Source organism: Mesorhizobium sp. B2-4-14, from assembly GCF_006442155.1.
GTDB lineage: Bacteria > Pseudomonadota > Alphaproteobacteria > Rhizobiales > Rhizobiaceae > Mesorhizobium.
Map to the genome: position 1 here is coordinate 266,951 of NZ_VFVA01000001.1, position 18,919 is coordinate 285,869.

General features: G+C 62.3%; 15 protein-coding genes and 1 tRNA gene. 13 read left to right on the forward strand and 3 right to left on the reverse strand.

Annotation, left to right across the window (positions count from 1 at the left end; genetic code table 11):
* Positions 1-29: 29 nt before the first annotated feature.
* The gene (gene hisN, locus FJ938_RS01280) at positions 30-803 is read right to left on the reverse strand and encodes a histidinol-phosphatase (RefSeq protein WP_140690478.1); all 774 of its coding nucleotides are present in this window, start codon (positions 801-803) and stop codon (positions 30-32) included.
* 311 nt (positions 804-1,114) lie between these two features.
* Positions 1,115-2,056, reverse strand: coding sequence for an N-formylglutamate amidohydrolase (locus FJ938_RS01285; protein WP_140690481.1), 942 nt, complete (start codon positions 2,054-2,056; stop codon positions 1,115-1,117).
* A gap of 163 nt (positions 2,057-2,219) precedes the next feature.
* Between FJ938_RS01285 and FJ938_RS01290 the strand changes: the two genes are divergently transcribed.
* The 3 genes from FJ938_RS01290 to FJ938_RS01300 all read left to right on the forward strand — a co-directional run bounded on the left by FJ938_RS01290 (position 2,220) and on the right by FJ938_RS01300 (position 4,172).
* Entirely contained in the window at positions 2,220-2,582 is a 363-nt protein-coding gene (locus tag FJ938_RS01290; protein WP_006199474.1) for a response regulator, read from the forward strand.
* 116 nt (positions 2,583-2,698) lie between these two features.
* Positions 2,699-2,773, forward strand: a tRNA-Val gene (locus tag FJ938_RS01295).
* A 580-nt stretch (positions 2,774-3,353) separates the two neighbouring features.
* A complete protein-coding gene (locus tag FJ938_RS01300; protein ID WP_140609724.1) occupies positions 3,354-4,172 on the forward strand; it encodes a sterol desaturase family protein in 819 nt (272 codons plus the stop codon).
* A gap of 1,435 nt (positions 4,173-5,607) precedes the next feature.
* Here FJ938_RS01300 and FJ938_RS01315 read toward each other — a convergent pair.
* On the reverse strand, positions 5,608-6,765 hold the full coding sequence (locus FJ938_RS01315; protein WP_140690486.1) for a dihydrodipicolinate synthase family protein: 1,158 nt from the start codon (positions 6,763-6,765) through the stop codon (positions 5,608-5,610).
* Between the two features lie 236 nt (positions 6,766-7,001).
* On the opposite strand from FJ938_RS01315, the gene FJ938_RS01320 reads away from it, so the two are divergent.
* The 10 genes from FJ938_RS01320 to FJ938_RS01365 all read left to right on the forward strand — a co-directional run bounded on the left by FJ938_RS01320 (position 7,002) and on the right by FJ938_RS01365 (position 18,883).
* On the forward strand, positions 7,002-8,060 hold the full coding sequence (locus FJ938_RS01320; protein WP_140690489.1) for a LacI family DNA-binding transcriptional regulator: 1,059 nt from the start codon (positions 7,002-7,004) through the stop codon (positions 8,058-8,060).
* A complete protein-coding gene (locus FJ938_RS01325; RefSeq protein ID WP_140690492.1) occupies positions 8,057-9,073 on the forward strand; it encodes a Gfo/Idh/MocA family oxidoreductase in 1,017 nt (338 codons plus the stop codon). The genes FJ938_RS01320 and FJ938_RS01325 overlap by 4 nt, the downstream gene beginning before the upstream one ends.
* On the forward strand, positions 9,070-10,671 hold the full coding sequence (locus FJ938_RS01330) for an acyl CoA:acetate/3-ketoacid CoA transferase (protein WP_140690495.1): 1,602 nt from the start codon (positions 9,070-9,072) through the stop codon (positions 10,669-10,671). Before FJ938_RS01325 ends, FJ938_RS01330 begins: the two co-directional genes overlap by 4 nt.
* Complete coding sequence (locus FJ938_RS01335; protein ID WP_140690498.1) at positions 10,664-11,440, forward strand: enoyl-CoA hydratase/isomerase family protein; 777 nt, start codon at positions 10,664-10,666, stop codon at positions 11,438-11,440. Before FJ938_RS01330 ends, FJ938_RS01335 begins: the two co-directional genes overlap by 8 nt.
* A 15-nt stretch (positions 11,441-11,455) precedes the next feature.
* Positions 11,456-12,967 (forward strand): aldehyde dehydrogenase family protein, encoded by a 1,512-nt coding sequence (locus FJ938_RS01340; protein WP_140690501.1) that lies wholly within the window; start codon positions 11,456-11,458, stop codon positions 12,965-12,967.
* Positions 12,968-13,026: 59 nt separating this feature from the next.
* On the forward strand, positions 13,027-14,280 hold the full coding sequence (locus tag FJ938_RS01345; RefSeq protein ID WP_140690504.1) for an ABC transporter substrate-binding protein: 1,254 nt from the start codon (positions 13,027-13,029) through the stop codon (positions 14,278-14,280).
* Positions 14,281-14,349: 69 nt separating this feature from the next.
* Positions 14,350-15,306 carry a sugar ABC transporter permease gene (locus FJ938_RS01350; RefSeq protein ID WP_140609710.1) on the forward strand — a complete coding sequence of 319 codons (957 nt, stop codon included), beginning with the start codon at positions 14,350-14,352 and terminating at the stop codon, positions 15,304-15,306.
* Positions 15,303-16,247: a carbohydrate ABC transporter permease gene (locus FJ938_RS01355; protein WP_140690506.1), complete on the forward strand. Its 945-nt coding sequence runs from the start codon at positions 15,303-15,305 to the stop codon at positions 16,245-16,247. The genes FJ938_RS01350 and FJ938_RS01355 overlap by 4 nt, the downstream gene beginning before the upstream one ends.
* A 4-nt stretch (positions 16,248-16,251) precedes the next feature.
* Complete coding sequence (locus FJ938_RS01360) at positions 16,252-17,367, forward strand: ABC transporter ATP-binding protein (RefSeq protein WP_140609706.1); 1,116 nt, start codon at positions 16,252-16,254, stop codon at positions 17,365-17,367.
* 4 nt (positions 17,368-17,371) lie between these two features.
* Positions 17,372-18,883, forward strand: coding sequence for a GMC family oxidoreductase (locus tag FJ938_RS01365; protein ID WP_140690509.1), 1,512 nt, complete (start codon positions 17,372-17,374; stop codon positions 18,881-18,883).
* Positions 18,884-18,919: the final 36 nt, after the last annotated feature.

An 18,919-nucleotide genomic window follows, 5' to 3' on the forward strand; every position in this document is an offset into this window, starting at 1 on the left:
ATCATCCAGCGGCCCAACAAGGAAGCCAATCAGCCGCGCAAGGCGGCCATGGCGGCGGCATGAAGCTCCGGCGTCGCCGCCGCCAACACATCGCCGCCCTTTTCCGCCGGCCCGCCGTCGAAAGTGGTGACGACGCCACCCGCCTTCTCGATGATCGGGATCAGCGCCACGATGTCGTAGGGCTTCAATCCGGGATCGGCAACGATGTCGACGCTTCCCGAGGCGATCATTGCGAAGGCATAGCAATCGGTGCCGTAACGGGCGAGTTGTACCTGCTTCTCGAACGCGTCATAGCGCGTGCGCGCCTCGCCCGTGAACAGCGCCGGTGTGGTGGTGAACAGCGTCGCGTCCGCCAGGCTGGTCGTCTTGCGGGTCGAAAGCTTGCGCGGCCCGCCCGGCCCCTCATAGTGCGAGCCGGCGGCATTGGCGTAGAACAGTTCGCCGGTGAAGGGCTGCGACATCATGCCGGCCACGGCGTCGCCGTCGACCGTCAGCCCGACCAACGTCCCCCATACCGGCAGGCCGGAGATGAAGGCCCGTGTCCCGTCGATCGGATCGATCACCCAGACGTGCCTGCTGGCGGTGTTCTCGCTGCCGTGCTCCTCGCCAAGAATGCCATGGTCGGGATACTGCGCCAAGATCAGCGCCCGGATGGCGCGCTCGGCCTCACGGTCGGCTTCCGTGACCGGATCGAAACTGCCCTTTTCCTTGTTGGCGACCGCCCCCTGGCTGCGGAACCTCGGCAAAGTCTCGGCCGCTGCCGCTTGCGCGATACGGCGCATGAAATCGACGCTGATGTCCAACTGATTCTCCCGCCTTGCGGCATGCTCTAACCCGGCTCTGCCGCGACTTTTCCGCCAAAACAAGGGTGTTTATCGATTATTCCTGCGTTCACTGTTGCCCAAATGTCACATGGGCATCATCGAAACGCAATTTCCACATCACTCTGAATTAAAAAAGCCTGAAGGTCGCTTGACATTTGTGCACCGCACAATACCCTTGATGATGGACAGGTTTTCCTGTCCATGCCCTCCTTGGGCGTTTCCTCCCTAGACTTCGACCGTATCGTGAAAACGATGCGGTCTTTTTTTAAGCCGCGATCCGGCTGCAAGTCTCATTCCGCGGCCAGCGGCAGGTCGATGAAGTGATGGTCGGGCATCGCCATCAGATCCGATGAAAATCGCGTCAGATCGTCGGCCAGCGCGTCAAAGCCGGCGACCTTCTCGAATGTCCGCTCATTCATGTAGAGCCCGCGATTGATCTCGATCTGCAGCGCATGCAGATGACGCGCCGGGCGGCCATAATGTTCCGTGATGAAGCCGCCGGCATAAGGCTTGTTGTGGGCGACGGTATAGCCCATGGCGGTCAGCAGGCCGATCGCGGTTTCGGTCAGGGCGGCGGTGGCCGAGATGCCGAAACGGTCGCCGATGATGAAGTCGGGCCGCACGCCGCTCTCGCCGACACGGATGCTCGCTGGCATCGAATGGCAATCGATCAGCACGGAAAAGCCGAAGCGGGCATGGGTCCTGGTCAAAAGCCGCTTCAGCGTTTCGTGATAAGGCTTGTAGACGGCCTCGATGCGGGCAACGGCTTCGGCCAGCGGCAGGCGGCCCGAATAGATATCGAGGCCCTCGCCGACCAGCTTCGGCACGGTGCCAAGTCCGCCCGCGACCCGCGCCGACCGGATGTTGCAGAAGGACGGCACCGGCTCGGCGAACATGCGCGGGTCGAGTTCCCATGGCTCGCGATTGACGTCGAGATAGGCGCGCGGGAAATTCGCCGCCAGCATCGGCGCGCCCAGCGCCACGGCGCCGCCGAACAACTCGTCGACATAGCAATCCTCCGAACGGCGGATGGCGTTGCGATCGAGCTTTGCCATGGCAAGGAAGCGTTCCGGGTAGTAGCGGCCGCTATGCGGTGAGTTGAAGAGGAAAGGGACGCGCTGCTCGGCGCCCGACCGGATTTCGAAGGGTGGAAAGACCGAAAAATCCTCGGCTGCCGTCTTCAATTTGAATGTACCCGAAAACACCAGTGCATCATGACACGAAACTGCCACCTTGCAGGCCGCGTGTCCAGCATTTCAGCGGTCGCGCCGCCCGGCAAATATGGGGTCATCCCTCTGCGCGTTCACTTGATGTTTACCCTCGCCTCCTCATATAGAGGATGGTTAACGGCCCTGCCCCACGGCAGTCTCGGGCGGGTGATTCGGACGGGATATCATGGCACGCATTCTTCTGGCGGAAGACGACGACGATATGCGTCGTTTCCTCGTCAAGGCGCTGGAACGCGCCGGTTATCAGGTTAGCGATTTCGACAACGGCGCCAGCGCCTATGAGCGTCTGCGCGAGGAACCGTTCTCGCTGCTCTTGACCGACATCGTCATGCCGGAGATGGACGGTATCGAACTGGCACGCCGCGCCACGGAGATCGATCCCGACCTCAAGGTCATGTTCATCACCGGTTTCGCCGCCGTCGCGCTGAACCCGGATTCCAAGGCGCCGAAAGACGCCAAGGTGCTGTCGAAGCCCTTCCACCTGCGCGATCTCGTCAACGAGGTCGAGAAGATGCTGCAGGCGGCCTGAGCCGCCTTCCGCTGAGGCATCGGCACTTGTTTGCCGGTGCGGCGAGACGACGCCGTCTTTCCTTTTTCCTGCTATTGACGCGCCGGATCAAAAATGGTGTATGCGCGTCGTCGGATGGGCGTGTAGCTCAGCGGGAGAGCACTGCATTGACATTGCAGGGGTCACAAGTTCAATCCTTGTCACGCCCACCATCCTTTCAATAATTTAGCCGTTTCCCTTAGTCGGCTGGCACAGAAACGGCACAGAAATGCCGCTCGATGACGCGGCGTCGTGTAGCGCGCAAGATCGCTTGGCACCTGTGCGTAACTTCATTTGGCACCAGATTGCATACCTTTTAATTTTAAACGTGCCTGGACGATGAAAACGGCGAACGCCCGTCCAGCTCGAACACCGCCATCGTCCTTGGTCTCTACCGTGCCGCTGAGGCCGTTCATCCTTTCTTGGCAGTATTAGATCATCGTCATAGGCAGACATGGCTGATAAAAGGGGGAGCCGATGGAACGGTTATCGTTCGCGCAAATCTGCGGATTGATGTCCGTCGCGCTGGTAGCTCTATGGGGCGCCCAGCAGGCACGTGACTACTTTTTACCAAAGCGAACCACGGTCGAAAATCCGGTGCTGGTCCCCGAGTATGAGCTGAGGCGGCAAAGAGACGAGGCGTGGACCAACAAGTACGCTTACGCGCTGGTCTAAATGCCGGTCCCCGGCACTGCGCTTGCGTGCCGCGCGGCCCGGTGCTTCACTGGCTCCGGATTTACCGGGGAGTAGAAGGTGGACGTCTTTGGGCTCAAACCGCTGTTGATTTGGGCGCTGATCTTCATTCCCCTGGAGAGGATCCTTGCCCTTCGACCGCAGCAAAAGATATTTCGAAAGGGGGTTTTCAACGACCTTTCCTATTACGTCTTCAATGGCATCGCGGTCAATTTCATCGGCGGCGTGCTCTTTGTGCCGGTCATCAGCGCCGCCGCTCTGCTCGTTCCGACAGGCCTGACGGAGGCCGTGGCCCAGCAGGCGACATGGCTTCAGGTCATCGAGATCGTCGTCATGACCGATCTTGGCGTGTATGCCGCACATCGTGCGTTTCACGCTGTGCCGATCCTCTGGCGCTTCCATTCCATCCATCATGGCGTCGAGGAGATGGACTACCTTGCTGCCTTTCACGTCCATCCGATCGATCAGATCCTCACAAAGGCAGCCGCGTTGGTGCCGGTGTTTCTCCTCGGCTTCGACGGCGAGGCGCTCGGCATCTATTTCCTCATCTATGCAGGGCACGCCATGCTGATCCATGCCAACCTTCGCATCAGCTTCGGCCCCCTCAAATGGCTGATCGCCAGTCCTCAGTTTCATCACTGGCACCACGCCGGCGAGCGATCAGCCTATGACAAGAATTTCGCCGGCCAGCTTTCAATCATCGACCTCATATTCGGCACGTTCCGCATTCCCGGCGCATCGATGCCGGCCAAGTACGGCGTTGACGACCCGATTCCCACGAACTTCTTTGGCCAGATCGGCTATCCGTTGACGCCGCACAAGGCGGGATCGCCTGCCAAGCCGGTTACGACCTCGGATAGGCCGCAGTCGGAACTGTGAAGCCGCCATCCGAGCGCGCCACACCGTTGGTGAAGCGGATTTCGTCTACCCAACCATTGAGATCGTAGCCGCCAAAATAGGGATTGAGGCTGCCGATTTTCAGCAGGCTGCTGGCAAAAGTTCGCGTTATGACGCCCAACAGGTCCATATGCCCTCAATGTTTTAGTGCCATCCGATCTTGCGCGGGCTCAGCCAGCCGGCCGGTTTGGTGCCAAATGAAGTTGCGCGGCCGGTTTCTGGCTTTCTGGCTTTCCGGCCCCGCCGTCTCCCGTCAAACCCCTTGGTTTCCGGGCTTCTGGCGGCTCTTCCCGCCGATTATCACCTTTTCCCGGCTATCCCCGGCTGCTGCCATCCGATCTTGCGCGGTACACGTCGCGGGCGGGGCGCCGGTTCACGCTATGCCCATCAGCGGCACCCACAATGAGATTGATGGCACATGGGGAATGGGGCGTATTATCCGCACACTCCTCCCTCGCCCGGGGAGGGATAAAGCAAATGCTCGTCTGCCCGGCGATCGCATCTTTCCGACTTAGCTTTGTACCAAACCGACGGTTGAATCCCTTTGATGTCCCCCCGCTGAAGGAGTAAATACTTCCTTAGGCATAAGGGAGGTGGCGGTGCCTCTAGGCGATACAGACATGGCGCGGGTGACGATTGACGCCATCTTTCTGTCGCAGCACCGCGCTAGGGCTGACATTGCCTCACTACGCGCCGATATAGCTCAAACCCGGCGTGCAATCGCGGCATCACGCGAGCTTCTCAAGCGGTTTCGCCAACGCAAGATAGACGAGGCGCGATGGGAGGTTGAGCACCCCTCGGTATCAGCGTTCGATGCAGACATTCTCCGGTCTGTTTTTCGAGATTTGGTCTTGGAAATGAAGGCACCGGAGTGTCAATGGCGTAATCTAGCTCAGAGCCTGGTTTACGAGTTTTGCCACTGCGAGCGGGTTGAGCCCGGCTTGGTGGATTGGATCATCGGTAAGTAAATCCGCCTCTCAGATTTGAAATCTGATGGACCACCCCTACTTTCATAGTCCATATCAGAAATGTCGCATGATTCGTGACATGGGCAGGAAGGCAAAGCAGGCGATTATTGCACTACCGTTGGATGACGAGATTCAAACGGAAGCCGCCTACTAGGACCGTAAGTGCGGAATTACCACAGAAGAAGCCTTGCGCATCATCGAAGCGGCCAACCGTCCAAAGTCGACAAGGGCGCTAAGGTGCGGCCATTCCGGCAGAAGCCGCATCATGCCCGGATCGGCGCGGCGCGCCTGAATCACCAAGCGTCTTTGGCGACATGCACGAAACCGGGACAGTCCGGCAATTGTCGCGGGTCAGATGCATGGCTAGAGACGTCCTCAGCCGGCCCCAACGCCACTCCATCTCGCAAATCCCCCACTTGGGGGATTCTTATAGCCCGATTTCATTCAGCTCAGACGCCTGCGACGGCGCACAGGCTCTTCATCCTGGATATGGCAAGGTCCGGATCGGCCAGCAATCCTGCCTGGTCGGCAAGGCGGAAAATATCGGCATAGTGGCGGATGCCGCGCGCCGACTGCATGCCGCCGACCATCGTGAAATGGTCCTGGTGGCCGTTCAGCCAGGCCATGAAGACGATGCCGGCCTTGTAGTATTCGGTCGGCGCCTCGAAGATTTTTCGCGATAGCGGCACCGTCGGCGCCATCAGCGCGTCATAGCCGGCACGGTCGCCATCCGCCAGTTTCGCCAAGGCCGCGTTGGCGACCGGCGCGATGGCATCGAAAATGCCAAGCAGCGCGTGCGAGTGCCTCTTGCCGTCGCCGGCGATCAGTTCGGGATAGTTGAAGTCGTCGCCGGTGAACATCACGACGTCGTCCGGCAGCCGGTCGCGCAGTGCAACCTCCTTGCCTGCATCGAGCAACGATATCTTGATGCCTTCGACCTTGCCGGCATGGCGTTCGATGATGGCCACCACCGTATCGAGCGCGGTCTCGAAATCGTCGCAGCCCCAATAGCCCTTCAAGGCCGGGTCGAACATCTCACCCAGCCAGTGCAGAATGACCTTGCCGGAGGCCTGGCTCAGAATACGGTCATAGACGGCGGCGTAGTCGTCCGGCCCCTTCGCCACTGCAGCGAGCGCGCGGCTGGCCATCATGATCGCCTTGCCGCCCTGCCCTTCGATGAAGGCAAACTGCTCTTCATAGGCGCCGATCACGTCATCCAGCGTCCTGGCCGACCCCGGCGCCAGATGGTCGGTACCGGCACCCGATGCAAGATCGGCGCCGGCAACGGTGCGGGCCTCGGCGATCGAGCGGCGGATCAACTCCTGCGCGCTTGCCCAATCGAAGCCCATGCCGCGCTGCGACGTGTCCATCGCCTCGGCGATGCGGAAGCCGAGCCGCCACAAATGATGACGAAACGCCATCGTCCTGTCCCAGTCGACCACGGGCCGCGACCACGGATCGGTCATTCCAAGAGGATCGGCGACGACATGCGCGGCGGCATAGGCGATGCGCGGAAACCGCGCGCCCTTCACCGGCTGCACCGGCTGGCCGACAAGCGCATAACGGGTGCTGCGGCCACCACCCTCACCAGGCAAGGCAATATCCATCGATTTCTCCCTTCATTGCGCCTATAAATGGAACGTTCCAATAAATCAAGAACCTTTAGGATTTGCAGGCGACTTCCCTAAAATGCTGCATTGCAGCACGCAATGCCTTCCAGCTCACGCTCTACAGCGTCGAATTACCGATTTTTCGCGCCGGGAAAAATCCCGATTGACTCTCGGCTGGAGCAATGATTAGAACGTTCCAATAAAACTTGACCTGAACCGGAGGAGATATCTGAATGGCCAGCCGGGCCAAGGCGACGATCTTCGACATCGCCCGCGAGGCGGGCGTGTCCAAATCGACGGTGTCGCTCGTGCTCCAGGGCAGCGGGCTGATCCGGCCTGAGACCGCGGTCAAGGTTCGCAAGGCGATCGAGGATGTCGGCTATGTCTACAACCGAGGCGCCGCCAATCTGCGCAAGGCCCATTCCAATGTCATCGGCATGGTCATCAACGACCTCACCAATCCCTTCTTCGCCGAACTGGCGGTCGGCATGGAGCGCGTCTTCCAGTCGGCCGGCATCGTGCCCTTCATCGCCAACACGGCGGAGAATCCGGTGCGTCAGGAAGAGGTACTCAAGTCGCTGATGGAACAAGGCGTCGCCGGCCTCATCGTGTCGCCGGCGCGCGGCACCACGCCGGGCGCGTTCCGGCGGCTGGAGACGGCGGGCGTGCCGATCGTCTTCGCCATGCGCCGCTTGCCTGAAAGCCGTATCCCGGTGATCGCTCCGGACAATCATCGCGGCGCCTACCTGGCCACGGCCCATCTCATCGGCAAGGGGCATCGCCGGCTTGTCTTCTTCGGCGGCTCGCCCGACCTGGTGGTCTACCAGGAACGGCTGGGCGGCTTTCGCGAGGCCTGCGAGACGCTTGGCATAAGCGCTCGCGATATCCTTGTCATCGAGGGCGAGACGAGCCGTCGTGGCGGCATTGCCTGCCTGGAGACTGCCCTTGCAGTGGCTGAACCGCCGACCGCCGCACTCTGCTTCAATGATGCTGTCGCCTTTGGTGCCCTGCTGGCGCTGCGCAAGCGCGGGCTTGAACCCGGCGCGGATTTCGCCGTCGTCGGCTTCGACGACGTCGCCGAGGCAGAACATTATATGCCGGCGCTGACCAGCGTCGCGGTGGACTCAGCCGGTCTCGGCGAACGCGCCGCCCATGTCATGATCAAGATGATCCAGTCGCGCACCACCCGTGCGGAGGATCATATAGGCGCGGTCAATCTCGTGGTCAGGGAAAGCTGCGGCCCGGATCGGCGCACACGAAACAGGCCGGCAGGGACAGGAGTGACCGTATGAGCGTCAAATGGGGACTGATCGGCGCCAGCACGATCGCCAGGCAATTCATGATCAATGCCATTCGCGCGCAAGCCGATGGCGAGATCGTCGCGGTGATGAGTTCCAACCCGGAACGCGCCACGTCCTATGCCGGGGAAAATGACATTCCAGCCGCCATGTCGAGCCTCGATGCCCTGCTCGGATCCGGCATCGACGCGGTCTATATCTCGACCACCAACGAACTGCATCTCGAGCAGGCCCTCGCCGCCATCCAGGCGGGAAAGCATGTGCTGTGCGAAAAGCCGCTGGCGCTGACCAGCGCCGACGCGCGCAACATGGTCGCCGCGGCCAAGGCAGCGGGTGTCGTGCTCGCCACCAACCATCATCTGCGCAACGCAGGGGCCCATCGCGCCATGCGTGAGGCGATCGCCGCCGGCCGCATCGGCAAGCCCATCGCCGCGCGGGTCTTCCATTCCGTCTATCTGCCGGAGACCCTGCAGGGCTGGCGCATCACCAAACCCGAGGCCGGCGGTGGGGTGGTGCTCGACATCACCGTGCATGATGCCGACACGCTGCGCTTCGTGCTTGGCGACGATCCGGCCGAGGTCTCGGCCTTCACCCAGTCGGCCGGCATGGCCGGCGGCGGATTGGAAGACGGCGCCATGTGCATCTGGCGCTTCAACTCAGGCCTTATCGCCCAGTCGCATGAAGGCTTCACCACCAGGTTCGCCGGCACCGGCTTTGAGGTACACGGCTCGCAAGGTTCGCTGATCGCCAGCAATGTGATGACCCAGAAGCCGGACGGCTCGGTGCTGCTGCGCACCGCCAAGGGGGAGGAGCAACTGAGCTTCGACCGCGAGGATCTCTACGTCAGGTCTGTGCGTCAATTCCATGCCGCGATCCGCGGCAAGGGCCAGCCTGCCGCCACCGGAGAGGACGGCGTCTGGTCGCTGGCATCAGCCGAGGCGGCACTTCAATCGGCCAGTTCCGGAAAGGCCGTCAAGATCGACCCCAAACTCGGGAGCATGAATTGAGCAAGGTCGTTTCAGCGGCGCAGGCAGCCAGCTTGATCAAGGACGGCATGGTCGTCTCCGTGTCCTCGTCGAGCGGTCTCGGCTGCCCGGACGCCGTGCTCGCCGCGATCGGTGAGCGCTTCGACGCCGAGGGTCATCCGAAGGAGATCACCACGCTGCATCCGATCGCCGCCGGCGACATGTATGGCATCAAGGGCATCGATCATCTGGCCAAGCCGGGCCTGTTGAAGCGCACACTGTGCGGCTCCTATCCGTCCGGCCCCTCCTCCGCCGAGCCGCCGCAGATCTGGAAGATGATCGGCGACAATTCGGTCGCCGCCTACAACGTGCCGTCCGGCATCCTGTTCGACATGCACCGCGAAGCCGCCGCCAAGCGGCCGGGCGTGCTGACTAAGGTTGGCCTCGACACCTTCGCCGACCCGCGACATCAGGGCTGCGCCATGAACGCGGCGGCAAACGAGCCGATTGTTTCGGTACAGCAGTTCGACGGCGAGGAATGGCTCTATTTCCGTTCGATCGTGCCCAACATTTCGATCATTCGCGCCACCACGGCGGACGAGCGCGGCAACCTCACCTACGAGCATGAGGGCGCCTATCTTGGCGGGCTCGAACAGGCGCTCGCCGCCCGCAACAATGGCGGCATCGTCATCGCGCAGGTCAAGCGCGTCGTCGAGAACGGCACGCTGAAGCCGCACGATGTGCGCGTGCCGGGCGTGCTGGTCGACCACATCGTCGTGGCGCCGGACCAGTTGCAGACCACGCTGACGCCTTACGATCCGGCGATCTCCGGCGAGATCTTCCGGCCGCTGTCGACCTTCCGCAATGCCGAGATGAACGTCCAGAAGGTGATCGCGCGCCGCGTCGCCATGGAGTTGCGCGACGGCATGGCCGTCAATATCGGCTTTGGCATCTCCGCCAACGTGCCGCGCATCCTTCTGGAAGAAGGCCAGCACGGCAAGGTCACCTGGGTGATCGAACAGGGCGCGGTCGGCGGCGTGCCGCTGCTCGATTTCAAGTTCGGCTGCGCCTCCAACGCCGAGGCGATCATGCCCTCGCCGCACCAGTTCATCTATTTCCAGGCCGGCGGTTTCGACGCCTCGCTGCTCTCCTTCCTGCAGATCGACCGCCACGGCTCGGTCAACGTATCGAAGCTGTCGGCGCGGCCGCATGTCACCGCCGGCGCCGGCGGTTTTGTCGACATCACGTCGCGGGCGAAGAAGATCGTCTTCTCCGGCTTCTTCAATGCCGGCGCCAAACTCTCATTGGCCGACGGCGGCATCCGCATCGACCAGGAGGGCAAGGTCAAGAAAATCGTCAGCGAGGTCGAGCATATCTCCTTCTCGGGCAAGCGGGCGGTCGCTCAAGGGCAGGACATCACCTATGTTACCGAGCGCTGCGTGATGAAGCTGACGCCCGACGGCTTGATGGTGACGGAACTGGCGCCGGGCATCGACCTCGAGCGCGACGTGCTGGCGCAGGCCGAGATTCCGCTCGGTGTCGCCAACGACCTCAAGGTGACGCCATCCGCGCTCTATCACGACCAGCCGATCGGCCTGTCGCTTAACGGCGGCGCCTCGCTCGGAGGCGCGCATGGCTGAACGCCTCGTCACCTTCGAGCCGGAAGGCGCCATCGGCATCGTCACCTTGCGCCGGCCTGAAAAATTCAACGCGCTTGATATTCCGATGCTGCGGGCGCTGGAAACCGCGCTTGATGAGGCGGAGATCGCCGAAGGCGTGCGCGTGGTGCTCATCCGCGGTGAAGGCAAGGGCTTTTGTGCCGGCGGCGATATCGAGGCTTGGGGTGCCATGAGCGCCGCCGATTTCCAGGTGCAATGGGTGCGCTATGGCCATCGTGTCTTCGACCGGCTGGCGCGGCTCAGGCAACCGACCATCGCCGTGCTGTCCGGCCACGCGCTGGGCGGCGGGCTGGAACTGGCCGTCGCTTGTGATTTTCGCGTCGCCGAGACGCATGTGAAACTGGGCTTCCCAGAAACCTCGATTGGCGTCGTGCCTGGCTGGTCCGGCACGCAACGCGCCGTGCGCCGCTTCGGCGCACAGACGGTGCGTCGCATGGCCCTTGGTGGCGAGATCGTCCTTGCGCCCGAAGCGCTCGCCCTTGGCGTCGTCGACAGGATGGTCGAAACCGGCAAGGCGCTCGCGGAGGCCAAGGCCTGGGCCGGAAAGATCGCCGAGCGCGGCCCCTTGGCGACGGAAGCGGCCAAGCTGATGATCGCGGTCGCCGAAGGCGAGGAAAGTGCTGCCGCCGTCGAAGCACTGGCCAGCGGCTTCATCGCGCTCACCCGCGACCTCAAGGCTGGTGTCGGTGCTTTCAAGACCAAGCAGAAGCCGGCATTTTCAAGATCATAGAGAAAAGTGAAGCTGATGAACGCCCCCCTCAACATCGCCATGCCCGCCGAGGCGTCCGCAGCGCCAAGAACCTATCGGCTGCTGATCGATGGCAAACATGTCGATGCCCGTGATGGCCGCATGCTGGAACGCAAGAGCCCTGGCCACGGCTTCACCGTCTCGCGCTATGCGCAAGCCGGCGCGGCCGAAGTGGAAGCAGCGATGCAGGCCGCGCACCAGGCGTTCGAGACCGGTCCCTGGCCGCGCATGAAGGCAGCCGAACGCGCCGCGATCCTGCTCAAGGCGGCAGACCTGATCGAGGCGCGGCTGGAAGACATCGCCCGGCTCGATGCCCTGGAATCCGGCAAGCCGGTCGCCCAGGCGCGCGGCGAGATCGGCGGCGCTGTCGACATCTGGCGTTATGCGGCCTCGCTTGCCCGCACGCTGCATGGCGAATCCTATGCCAATCTCGGCGACGCCATGCTGGGCGTTGTGGTGCGCGAACCGATCGGCGTCGTCTCGATCATCACCCCATGGAACTTCCCGTTCCTGATCGTCAGCCAGAAACTTCCTTTCGCGCTGGCCGCCGGTTGCACCGCCGTGGTCAAGCCGAGCGAAATGACATCGGCCTCCACCTTCGTCCTCGGTGACATCCTGATGGAGGCCGGCCTGCCCTCCGGCGTCGTCAACATCCTCGCCGGCCTCGGCGCCGATGTCGGCGCGCCGATGGTCAGCCACCCCCTGGTCGAAATGGTGTCGTTCACCGGCTCGACCCGCGTTGGCAAGATGACCATGGCTTCCGCCGCGCAATCGCTGAAGAAGGTCTCGATGGAACTCGGCGGCAAGAACGGCCAGATCGTCTTCCCCGACGCCGATCTCGAGGCCGCGGCTGACGCGGCGGTGTTCGGCGGCTTCTTCAATGCCGGCGAATGCTGCAATGCCGGCAGCCGACTGATCGTGCACGAGGCGATCGCCGATGATTTTCTCAGCGCCGTCAAGGCGCTCACCGCCAGGGTGACTGTCGGCGATCCGCTCGACGACAGCACCAAGGTCGGCGCGATGATCTCGTCCGACCATCTGGCCAAGGTTACGGATTACGTTACGGCAGCGGCAAGCGTGGGCAGCACTGTCTATAGCGGCGGCCAGCAACTGGCTTCGAATGCCGGTCAATATCTCGATCCCACCATCATCCGCGGCGTCACCGAGGACATGGCCATCGCACGCGAGGAAGTCTTCGGCCCCGTGCTCTCGGTGCTGACTTTTGAAACGATTGAAAAGGCGTTGCACATCGCCAACAACACGCCCTATGGTCTGTCGGCAGGCGTGTGGAGCGCCAACATCGACACATGCATGTCGGTGGCGCGTGGGGTGCGTTCGGGAACCGTTTGGGTGAACACATTCATGGAAGGTTATCCCGAGCTGCCTTTTGGAGGCTATAAACAGTCCGGCCTTGGACGCGAACTCGGCAAACGCGCCGTCGAGGACTATACCGAGGAAAAGACAATCCAGTTTCATCGCGGCCAGCGCACCGGATGGTGGGTCGGCTGAGTTTGGAAGAACCCGGCGGGTTTCCGTCGGTCCTATGACTGCAACAAGGGAGGAAGTACATGTTGCGCAAACTGCTTATCGGAACGGCTCTTGCGACGAGCTTTGCGTTTTCGGCGCATGCCGCGGACGTCAAGGAAGTGCAGATGCTGCATTGGTGGACGTCGGGCGGCGAAGCGGCTGCTCTGAACGTGCTCAAGCAGGACCTGGCCAAGGAAGGCTATGCCTGGAAGGACGTGCCGGTGGCCGGCGGCGGCGGCGACGCCGCAATGACCGCGCTGAAGGCGATGGTCGCGGCCGGCAATTACCCGACCGCTTCGCAGATGCTCGGCTACACCGTGCTCGACTATGCCGCAGCCGGCGTCATGGGCGACCTGACCGAGACGGCCAAGAAGGAAGGCTGGGACAAATCAGTTCCGGCGGCGCTGCAGAAATTCTCGGTCTATGAAGGCAAGTGGGTCGCGGCTCCGGTCAACGTCCACTCGGTCAACTGGCTGTGGATCAACAAGGCGGTGATGGACAAGATCGGCGGCACCGAGCCGAAGACCTTCGACGAATTCGTCGCGCTGCTCGATAAGGCCAAGGCTGCCGGTGTCATCCCGCTCGCGCTGGGCGGCCAGAACTGGCAGGAAGCAACCATGTTCGACTCGGTCGTGCTCTCGACCGGCGGACCTGACTTCTACAAGAAGGCCTTCAACGACCTCGACGACGCTTCGCTCAAGTCCGACACGATGAAGAAGTCGTTCGACAACCTCGCCAAACTGGTCACCTATGTCGACCCGAACTTCTCGGGCCGCGATTGGAACCTTGCCACCGCCATGGTCATCAAGGGCGATGCCCTTGTGCAGGTCATGGGTGACTGGGCCAAGGGTGAGTTCCACGCCGCCAAGAAGACCCCGGGCACCGACTTCCTGTGCTATCGCTTCCCGGGCACCGACGGCTCGGTGATCTACAACTCCGACATGTTCGGCATGTTCAATGTTCCGGAAGACCGCAAGGCCGCCCAGGTCGCATTGGCCACCGCCACCCTGTCGAAGAGCTTCCAGTCGGCCTTCAATGTGGTGAAGGGTTCGGTTCCCGCACGCACCGACGTGCCGGACACCGACTTCGACGCCTGCGGCAAGAAGGGCATCGCCGACCTGAAGAAGGCCAATGAAGGCGGCACGCTGTTCGGCTCGCTGGCCCAGGGCTATGGCGCGCCTCCAGCCGTCGCCAATGCCTACAAGGATGTGGTCTCGAAATTCGTCCACGGCCAGATCAAGACCTCGGACGAGGCCGTGACCGAGTTGGTCAAGGCGATCGACGACGCCAAGTAGGCGTTACGCGTCAAAACACCTTCCCCGCTTCGGCGGGGAAGGTTCCCGAACGCTGACGGGAGGAATCTCATGAGCACAGTTGCGACAAGCCAGATCAAGCTGACGCCGGAGCATGCCCGACCGCGTGCCTCAGTGCGCTCGCGCCTGCAGGATGCCTTGCCGAAGATCGTGCTGGCGCCGAGCTTCGCCATCACTGTCATCTTCGTCTACGGCTTCATCCTGTGGACGATCTATCTGTCCTTCACCAATTCCAAGACCTTCCCGTCCTACGCCATAACAGGGCCTCGCGCCTATCAGCGGCTGTGGGGCTGGACCTTCGACACCGACCCGCCATCAAGCTGGTACACCTCGATCACCAACATGGGCATATTCGGCTTTCTCTATATCCTGATCTGCCTGGCGCTCGGCCTGTTCCTGGCCATCCTGCTCGACCAGAAGATCCGTGGCGAAGGCGTGTTGCGCCCGATCTACCTGTATCCGATGGCGCTGTCCTTCATCGTCACCGGCGTCGCCTGGAAATGGTTCCTCGATCCGGGCCTCGGTCTTGAGCAGACCCTGCATCAATGGGGCTGGACGAGCTTCCATTTCGACTGGATCAAGAACAAGGATTTCGTCATCTACACCGTGGTCATCGCCGGCGTCTGGCAGGCGTCGGGCTTCATCATGGCCATGTTCCTGGCCGGCCTGCGCGGCATCGACGGCGAGATCATGAAGGCGGCGCAGATCGATGGCGCCACAACCTTCCAGCTCTACCGCCGCATCGTCATTCCGCTGCTGCGGCCGATCTTCCTGTCGGCGTTCATCGTGCTCGCCCACCTCGCCATCAAGTCCTACGATCTTGTCGTGGCGCTGACCAGCGGCGGCCCCGGCGGATCGGCGTGGCTGCCGTCCAACTTCATGTATGAGTACACCTTCAAGCGCAATGAGATGGCGGTCGGCTCGGCCAGTGCGGTGATCATGCTGATGACCATCGTCGCCATAATCGTGCCCTATCTCTATTCGGAACTCAGGGAGAAGTCGCGATGAGCACCGCGGCCACTCGCGTCCGCCTGCCGTCCAGCGGGGTTAATGTCAAGACCATCAACCGCGTCGTCATCTACGCGCTTTTGGCGCTGTTCGCGCTGTTCTACCTGATGCCGCTGTTCGTCATGCTGGTTACCTCGTTCAAGACCATGGACGAGATCCAGAACGGCAACATGCTTTCGCTGCCCAAGGCACCGACCTTCGATCCGTGGCTGAAGGCTTGGGGCGAGACCTGCGTCGGCCTCACCTGCGCCGGCATCAAAGGCTATTTCTGGAACTCCATCAAGATGGTGGTCCCTGCGGTCATCATTTCGACCTTGCTCGGCGCCTTGAATGGCTACGTGCTGACCAAATGGCGCTTCCGCGGCCACACGCTGGTGTTCGGGCTGATGCTGTTTGCCTGCTTCATCCCGTTCCAGTCGGTGCTGCTGCCGATGGCGACGATCCTCGGCAGCGTCGGCCGTTTCGGCGCGTCACTGCAGAACTCGGTCGGAACCAGCTTCGGCCTCGGCAATTCGACGGTCAACCTCGTCTTCGTCCACGTCGTCTACGGCATCGGCTTCACCACGCTGTTCTTCCGCAACTATTACGAGGCCTTCCCGACCGAACTGGTGAGAGCCGCCCAGGTCGACGGCGCCTCCTTCTTCCAGATCTTCCGGCGCATCATGCTGCCCAACTCGATGCCGATCTTCGTCGTCACCGTGATCTACCAGTTCACCAACATCTGGAACGACTTCCTGTTCGCTTCCGCCTATGCCGGCACGGGTGACTCCATGCCGATGACGGTGGCGCTCAACAATGTCGTCAACACCTCGACCGGCGTCGTCGAATACAACGTCAACATGGCGGCCGCGATGATCGCGGCCCTCCCCACCCTTCTCGTCTATGTGCTTGCCGGCCGCTATTTCGTGCGTGGCCTGATGGCGGGCGCGGTCAAAGGATAATCCAATGGCTTTTCTTGAAATTGATGGTCTGAGGAAGCGTTTCGGCCAGGTCGAGATCCTGAAAGGGATCAATCTGGAACTGGAAAAAGGCGGCTTCCTGGTGCTGGTCGGCCCGTCCGGCTGCGGCAAGTCCACGTTGCTCAACACCATTGCCGGACTGGAGACGATCACCTCGGGCGAGATCCGCGTCGACGGTCGGGCAATCAACGATCTGCATCCCTCCAAGCGCGATATCGCCATGGTATTCCAGAGCTATGCGTTGTATCCGAATATGACGGTGGCCGGGAACATCTCCTTCGGCATGGAAATGCGCGGCGTGCCGGCGGACGAACGCCAGAAGGCGATCGACAAGGTGGCCAAGGTGCTGCAGATCGGTCATCTCCTGAAGCGCAAGCCAAGCCAACTTTCGGGCGGCCAGCGCCAGCGCGTTGCCATGGGCCGGGCGCTGGTGCGCGACCCCAAACTGTTCCTGTTCGACGAGCCGCTGTCCAACCTCGACGCCAAGCTGCGCGTCGACATGCGCATCGAGATCAAGCGCCTTCACGCCACCACCGGCACCACCATCGTCTACGTCACCCATGACCAGATCGAGGCGATGACACTGGCGACCAAGATTGCCGTGATGCGCGACGGCGAGGTGCAGCAATTCGGCACGCCGGCCGAAATTTATAACAACCCCGCCAACGTCTTCGTCGCCGACTTCATGGGCTCGCCGGCGATGAACCTGATCCCGGCGACCATTGGCGACAATGGCAGCGGGCTGGCTGTCATGCTCGACCGCGAAGCGCGGCAGCCGATTGCTCTGCCGATGGCCAATGCGCCGGTCGGGCTGGCGGCCTTCAAGGGCAAGCCTGTCATCTTTGGTGTCCGCCCCGAGGCGCTCACCGATCCGGAAGGTGCCGAGCGCAACGCTTCACAGATTGCCACCGCCGATTGCCATATCGAGGTGGTGGAGCCGGCCGGCTCCGATACCTTCGCCGTCACCAACCTCGGCGGCAAGGGCGTCGTGGCGCGGCTGCGGGCCGACGCCAACATCCAGCCGGGCACCAGCACGCCGCTCGCCTTCAACCTTACCAAGGCAGTGTTCTTCGATCCGGCGACCGAGAACCGCATCCGCTGACACCATGACAAATCCGGACATCGTCATCATCGGCTCCGGCATCGGCGGCGCCACGATCGCCTCCGGCCTGGCCGGCAGCGGCGCCTCGATCCTGATTCTGGAGCGCGGCGAGCCGCTGCCGGCAACGCCGCATGCACGCGACACGCGCGCCATCTTCCTCGACGGCCATTACCGGCCAAAGGAGATGTGGCGCGAGGCCGGCGGCGCCGCTTTCAACCCCGGCAACTACTACTATGTCGGCGGCAATTCGAAATTCTTCGGCGCGGTGCTGATCCGCTACCGCAAGGAAGACTTTTCCGCCATGGAGCACTTCGGCGGCGTCTCGCCGGCATGGCCGTTCTCCTATGACGAATTCGAGCCCTGGTATTCCAAGGCCGAGCAGCTGTTTCGCGTGCGCGGCACGCTCGGCGAGGACCCGACCGAACCCTTCCACTCGATCCCCTATGCCTTCAGGCCGGTGCCCGACGAGGCGCCGATCGCGCGCGCCCGCGCCGAACTCAAGAGCCTCGGCCTGCACCCGGCGTCGCTGCCGCTCGGCGTCGATATCGAGACATGGCTGAAGGAGGGCAGGACCGGCTGGGACGCTTTCCCGAACACCGGCCAGGGCAAGATGGACGCCCAGACGGCACCACTGGCGGCCGCACTCGAGGACAGCAACATTCGGCTTGAGACCGGTGCCTACGTCGAATATCTCGAAACAGCCCCTGACGGCAAAACCATATCGGCCGTTCACTACCAGCAGAATGGCGAGGCAAGGAAGGTCACGCCGAAGCTGGTCATCCTCTCCGCCGGCGCGGTCAACTCCGCGGTCATCCTGCTGCGCTCACCCTCGCCCAATAACGGCAAAGGGAGCGGGAAGGGCCTCGCCAACAGTTCGGACCAGGTCGGCCGCAATTTCATGAACCACAATTCCAGCGCCATGCTGGCGATCGACCCGCGCCGCCGCAACGATGCCGTCTACCAGAAGACGTTGATGCTCAACGACTATTACCTGTCCGACGGCAAGGGCGGCAAACCGCTCGGCAATGTGCAACTGCTCGGCAAGATCGACGGCAACATGCTGAGAGCCAATGTCAAGCTCGCGCCGAAATTTGCGCTCGATTTCATGGCCGGCCACGCCGTCGACTGGTACCTGATGTGCGAGGACCTGCCCGATCCCGAAAGCCGCATCACGGTCGACGGCAAGGATATCGTCATGCAGTGGCGGCGTTCCAACATGCAGTCTCTCGACGGCCTGACCAAAGTGATGCGCGAAAACTTCCGCGCCTGCGGTTATCCGATCGTGCTGTCGCGCCCCTTCGACAAGCGCACCCCCTCGCATCAGTGCGGCACGGTGAAGATGGGTGACAACCCGGCGACCTCGCCGCTCGATCCGTTCTGCCGGTCGTTCGACCATCGCAACCTGTTCGTCGTCGATGGCAGTTTCTTGCCGAACTCGGCGGCGGTGAACCCGGCGCTGTCGATCGCGGCGCAGGCGCTGCGGGTGGCGGAGCATATTCGCACGAGCGAGCAATGACAGGTTTGCGCCGCCCTCATCCGCCTGCCGGCACCT

Bases quoted from the DNA above. Each gene is read 5' to 3' on its own strand.
- FJ938_RS01290 (WP_006199474.1), top strand. From the start codon at position 2,220: ATGGCACGCATTCTTCTGGCGGAAGACGACGACGATATGCGTCGTTTC.
- FJ938_RS01315 (WP_140690486.1), bottom strand. From the start codon at position 6,765: ATGGATATTGCCTTGCCTGGTGAGGGTGGTGGCCGCAGCACCCGTTAT.
- FJ938_RS01320 (WP_140690489.1), top strand. From the start codon at position 7,002: ATGGCCAGCCGGGCCAAGGCGACGATCTTCGACATCGCCCGCGAGGCG.
- FJ938_RS01325 (WP_140690492.1), top strand. From the start codon at position 8,057: ATGAGCGTCAAATGGGGACTGATCGGCGCCAGCACGATCGCCAGGCAA.
- FJ938_RS01335 (WP_140690498.1), top strand. From the start codon at position 10,664: ATGGCTGAACGCCTCGTCACCTTCGAGCCGGAAGGCGCCATCGGCATC.
- FJ938_RS01340 (WP_140690501.1), top strand. From the start codon at position 11,456: ATGAACGCCCCCCTCAACATCGCCATGCCCGCCGAGGCGTCCGCAGCG.
- FJ938_RS01345 (WP_140690504.1), top strand. From the start codon at position 13,027: ATGTTGCGCAAACTGCTTATCGGAACGGCTCTTGCGACGAGCTTTGCG.
- FJ938_RS01350 (WP_140609710.1), top strand. From the start codon at position 14,350: ATGAGCACAGTTGCGACAAGCCAGATCAAGCTGACGCCGGAGCATGCC.
- FJ938_RS01355 (WP_140690506.1), top strand. From the start codon at position 15,303: ATGAGCACCGCGGCCACTCGCGTCCGCCTGCCGTCCAGCGGGGTTAAT.
- FJ938_RS01360 (WP_140609706.1), top strand. From the start codon at position 16,252: ATGGCTTTTCTTGAAATTGATGGTCTGAGGAAGCGTTTCGGCCAGGTC.
- FJ938_RS01365 (WP_140690509.1), top strand. From the start codon at position 17,372: ATGACAAATCCGGACATCGTCATCATCGGCTCCGGCATCGGCGGCGCC.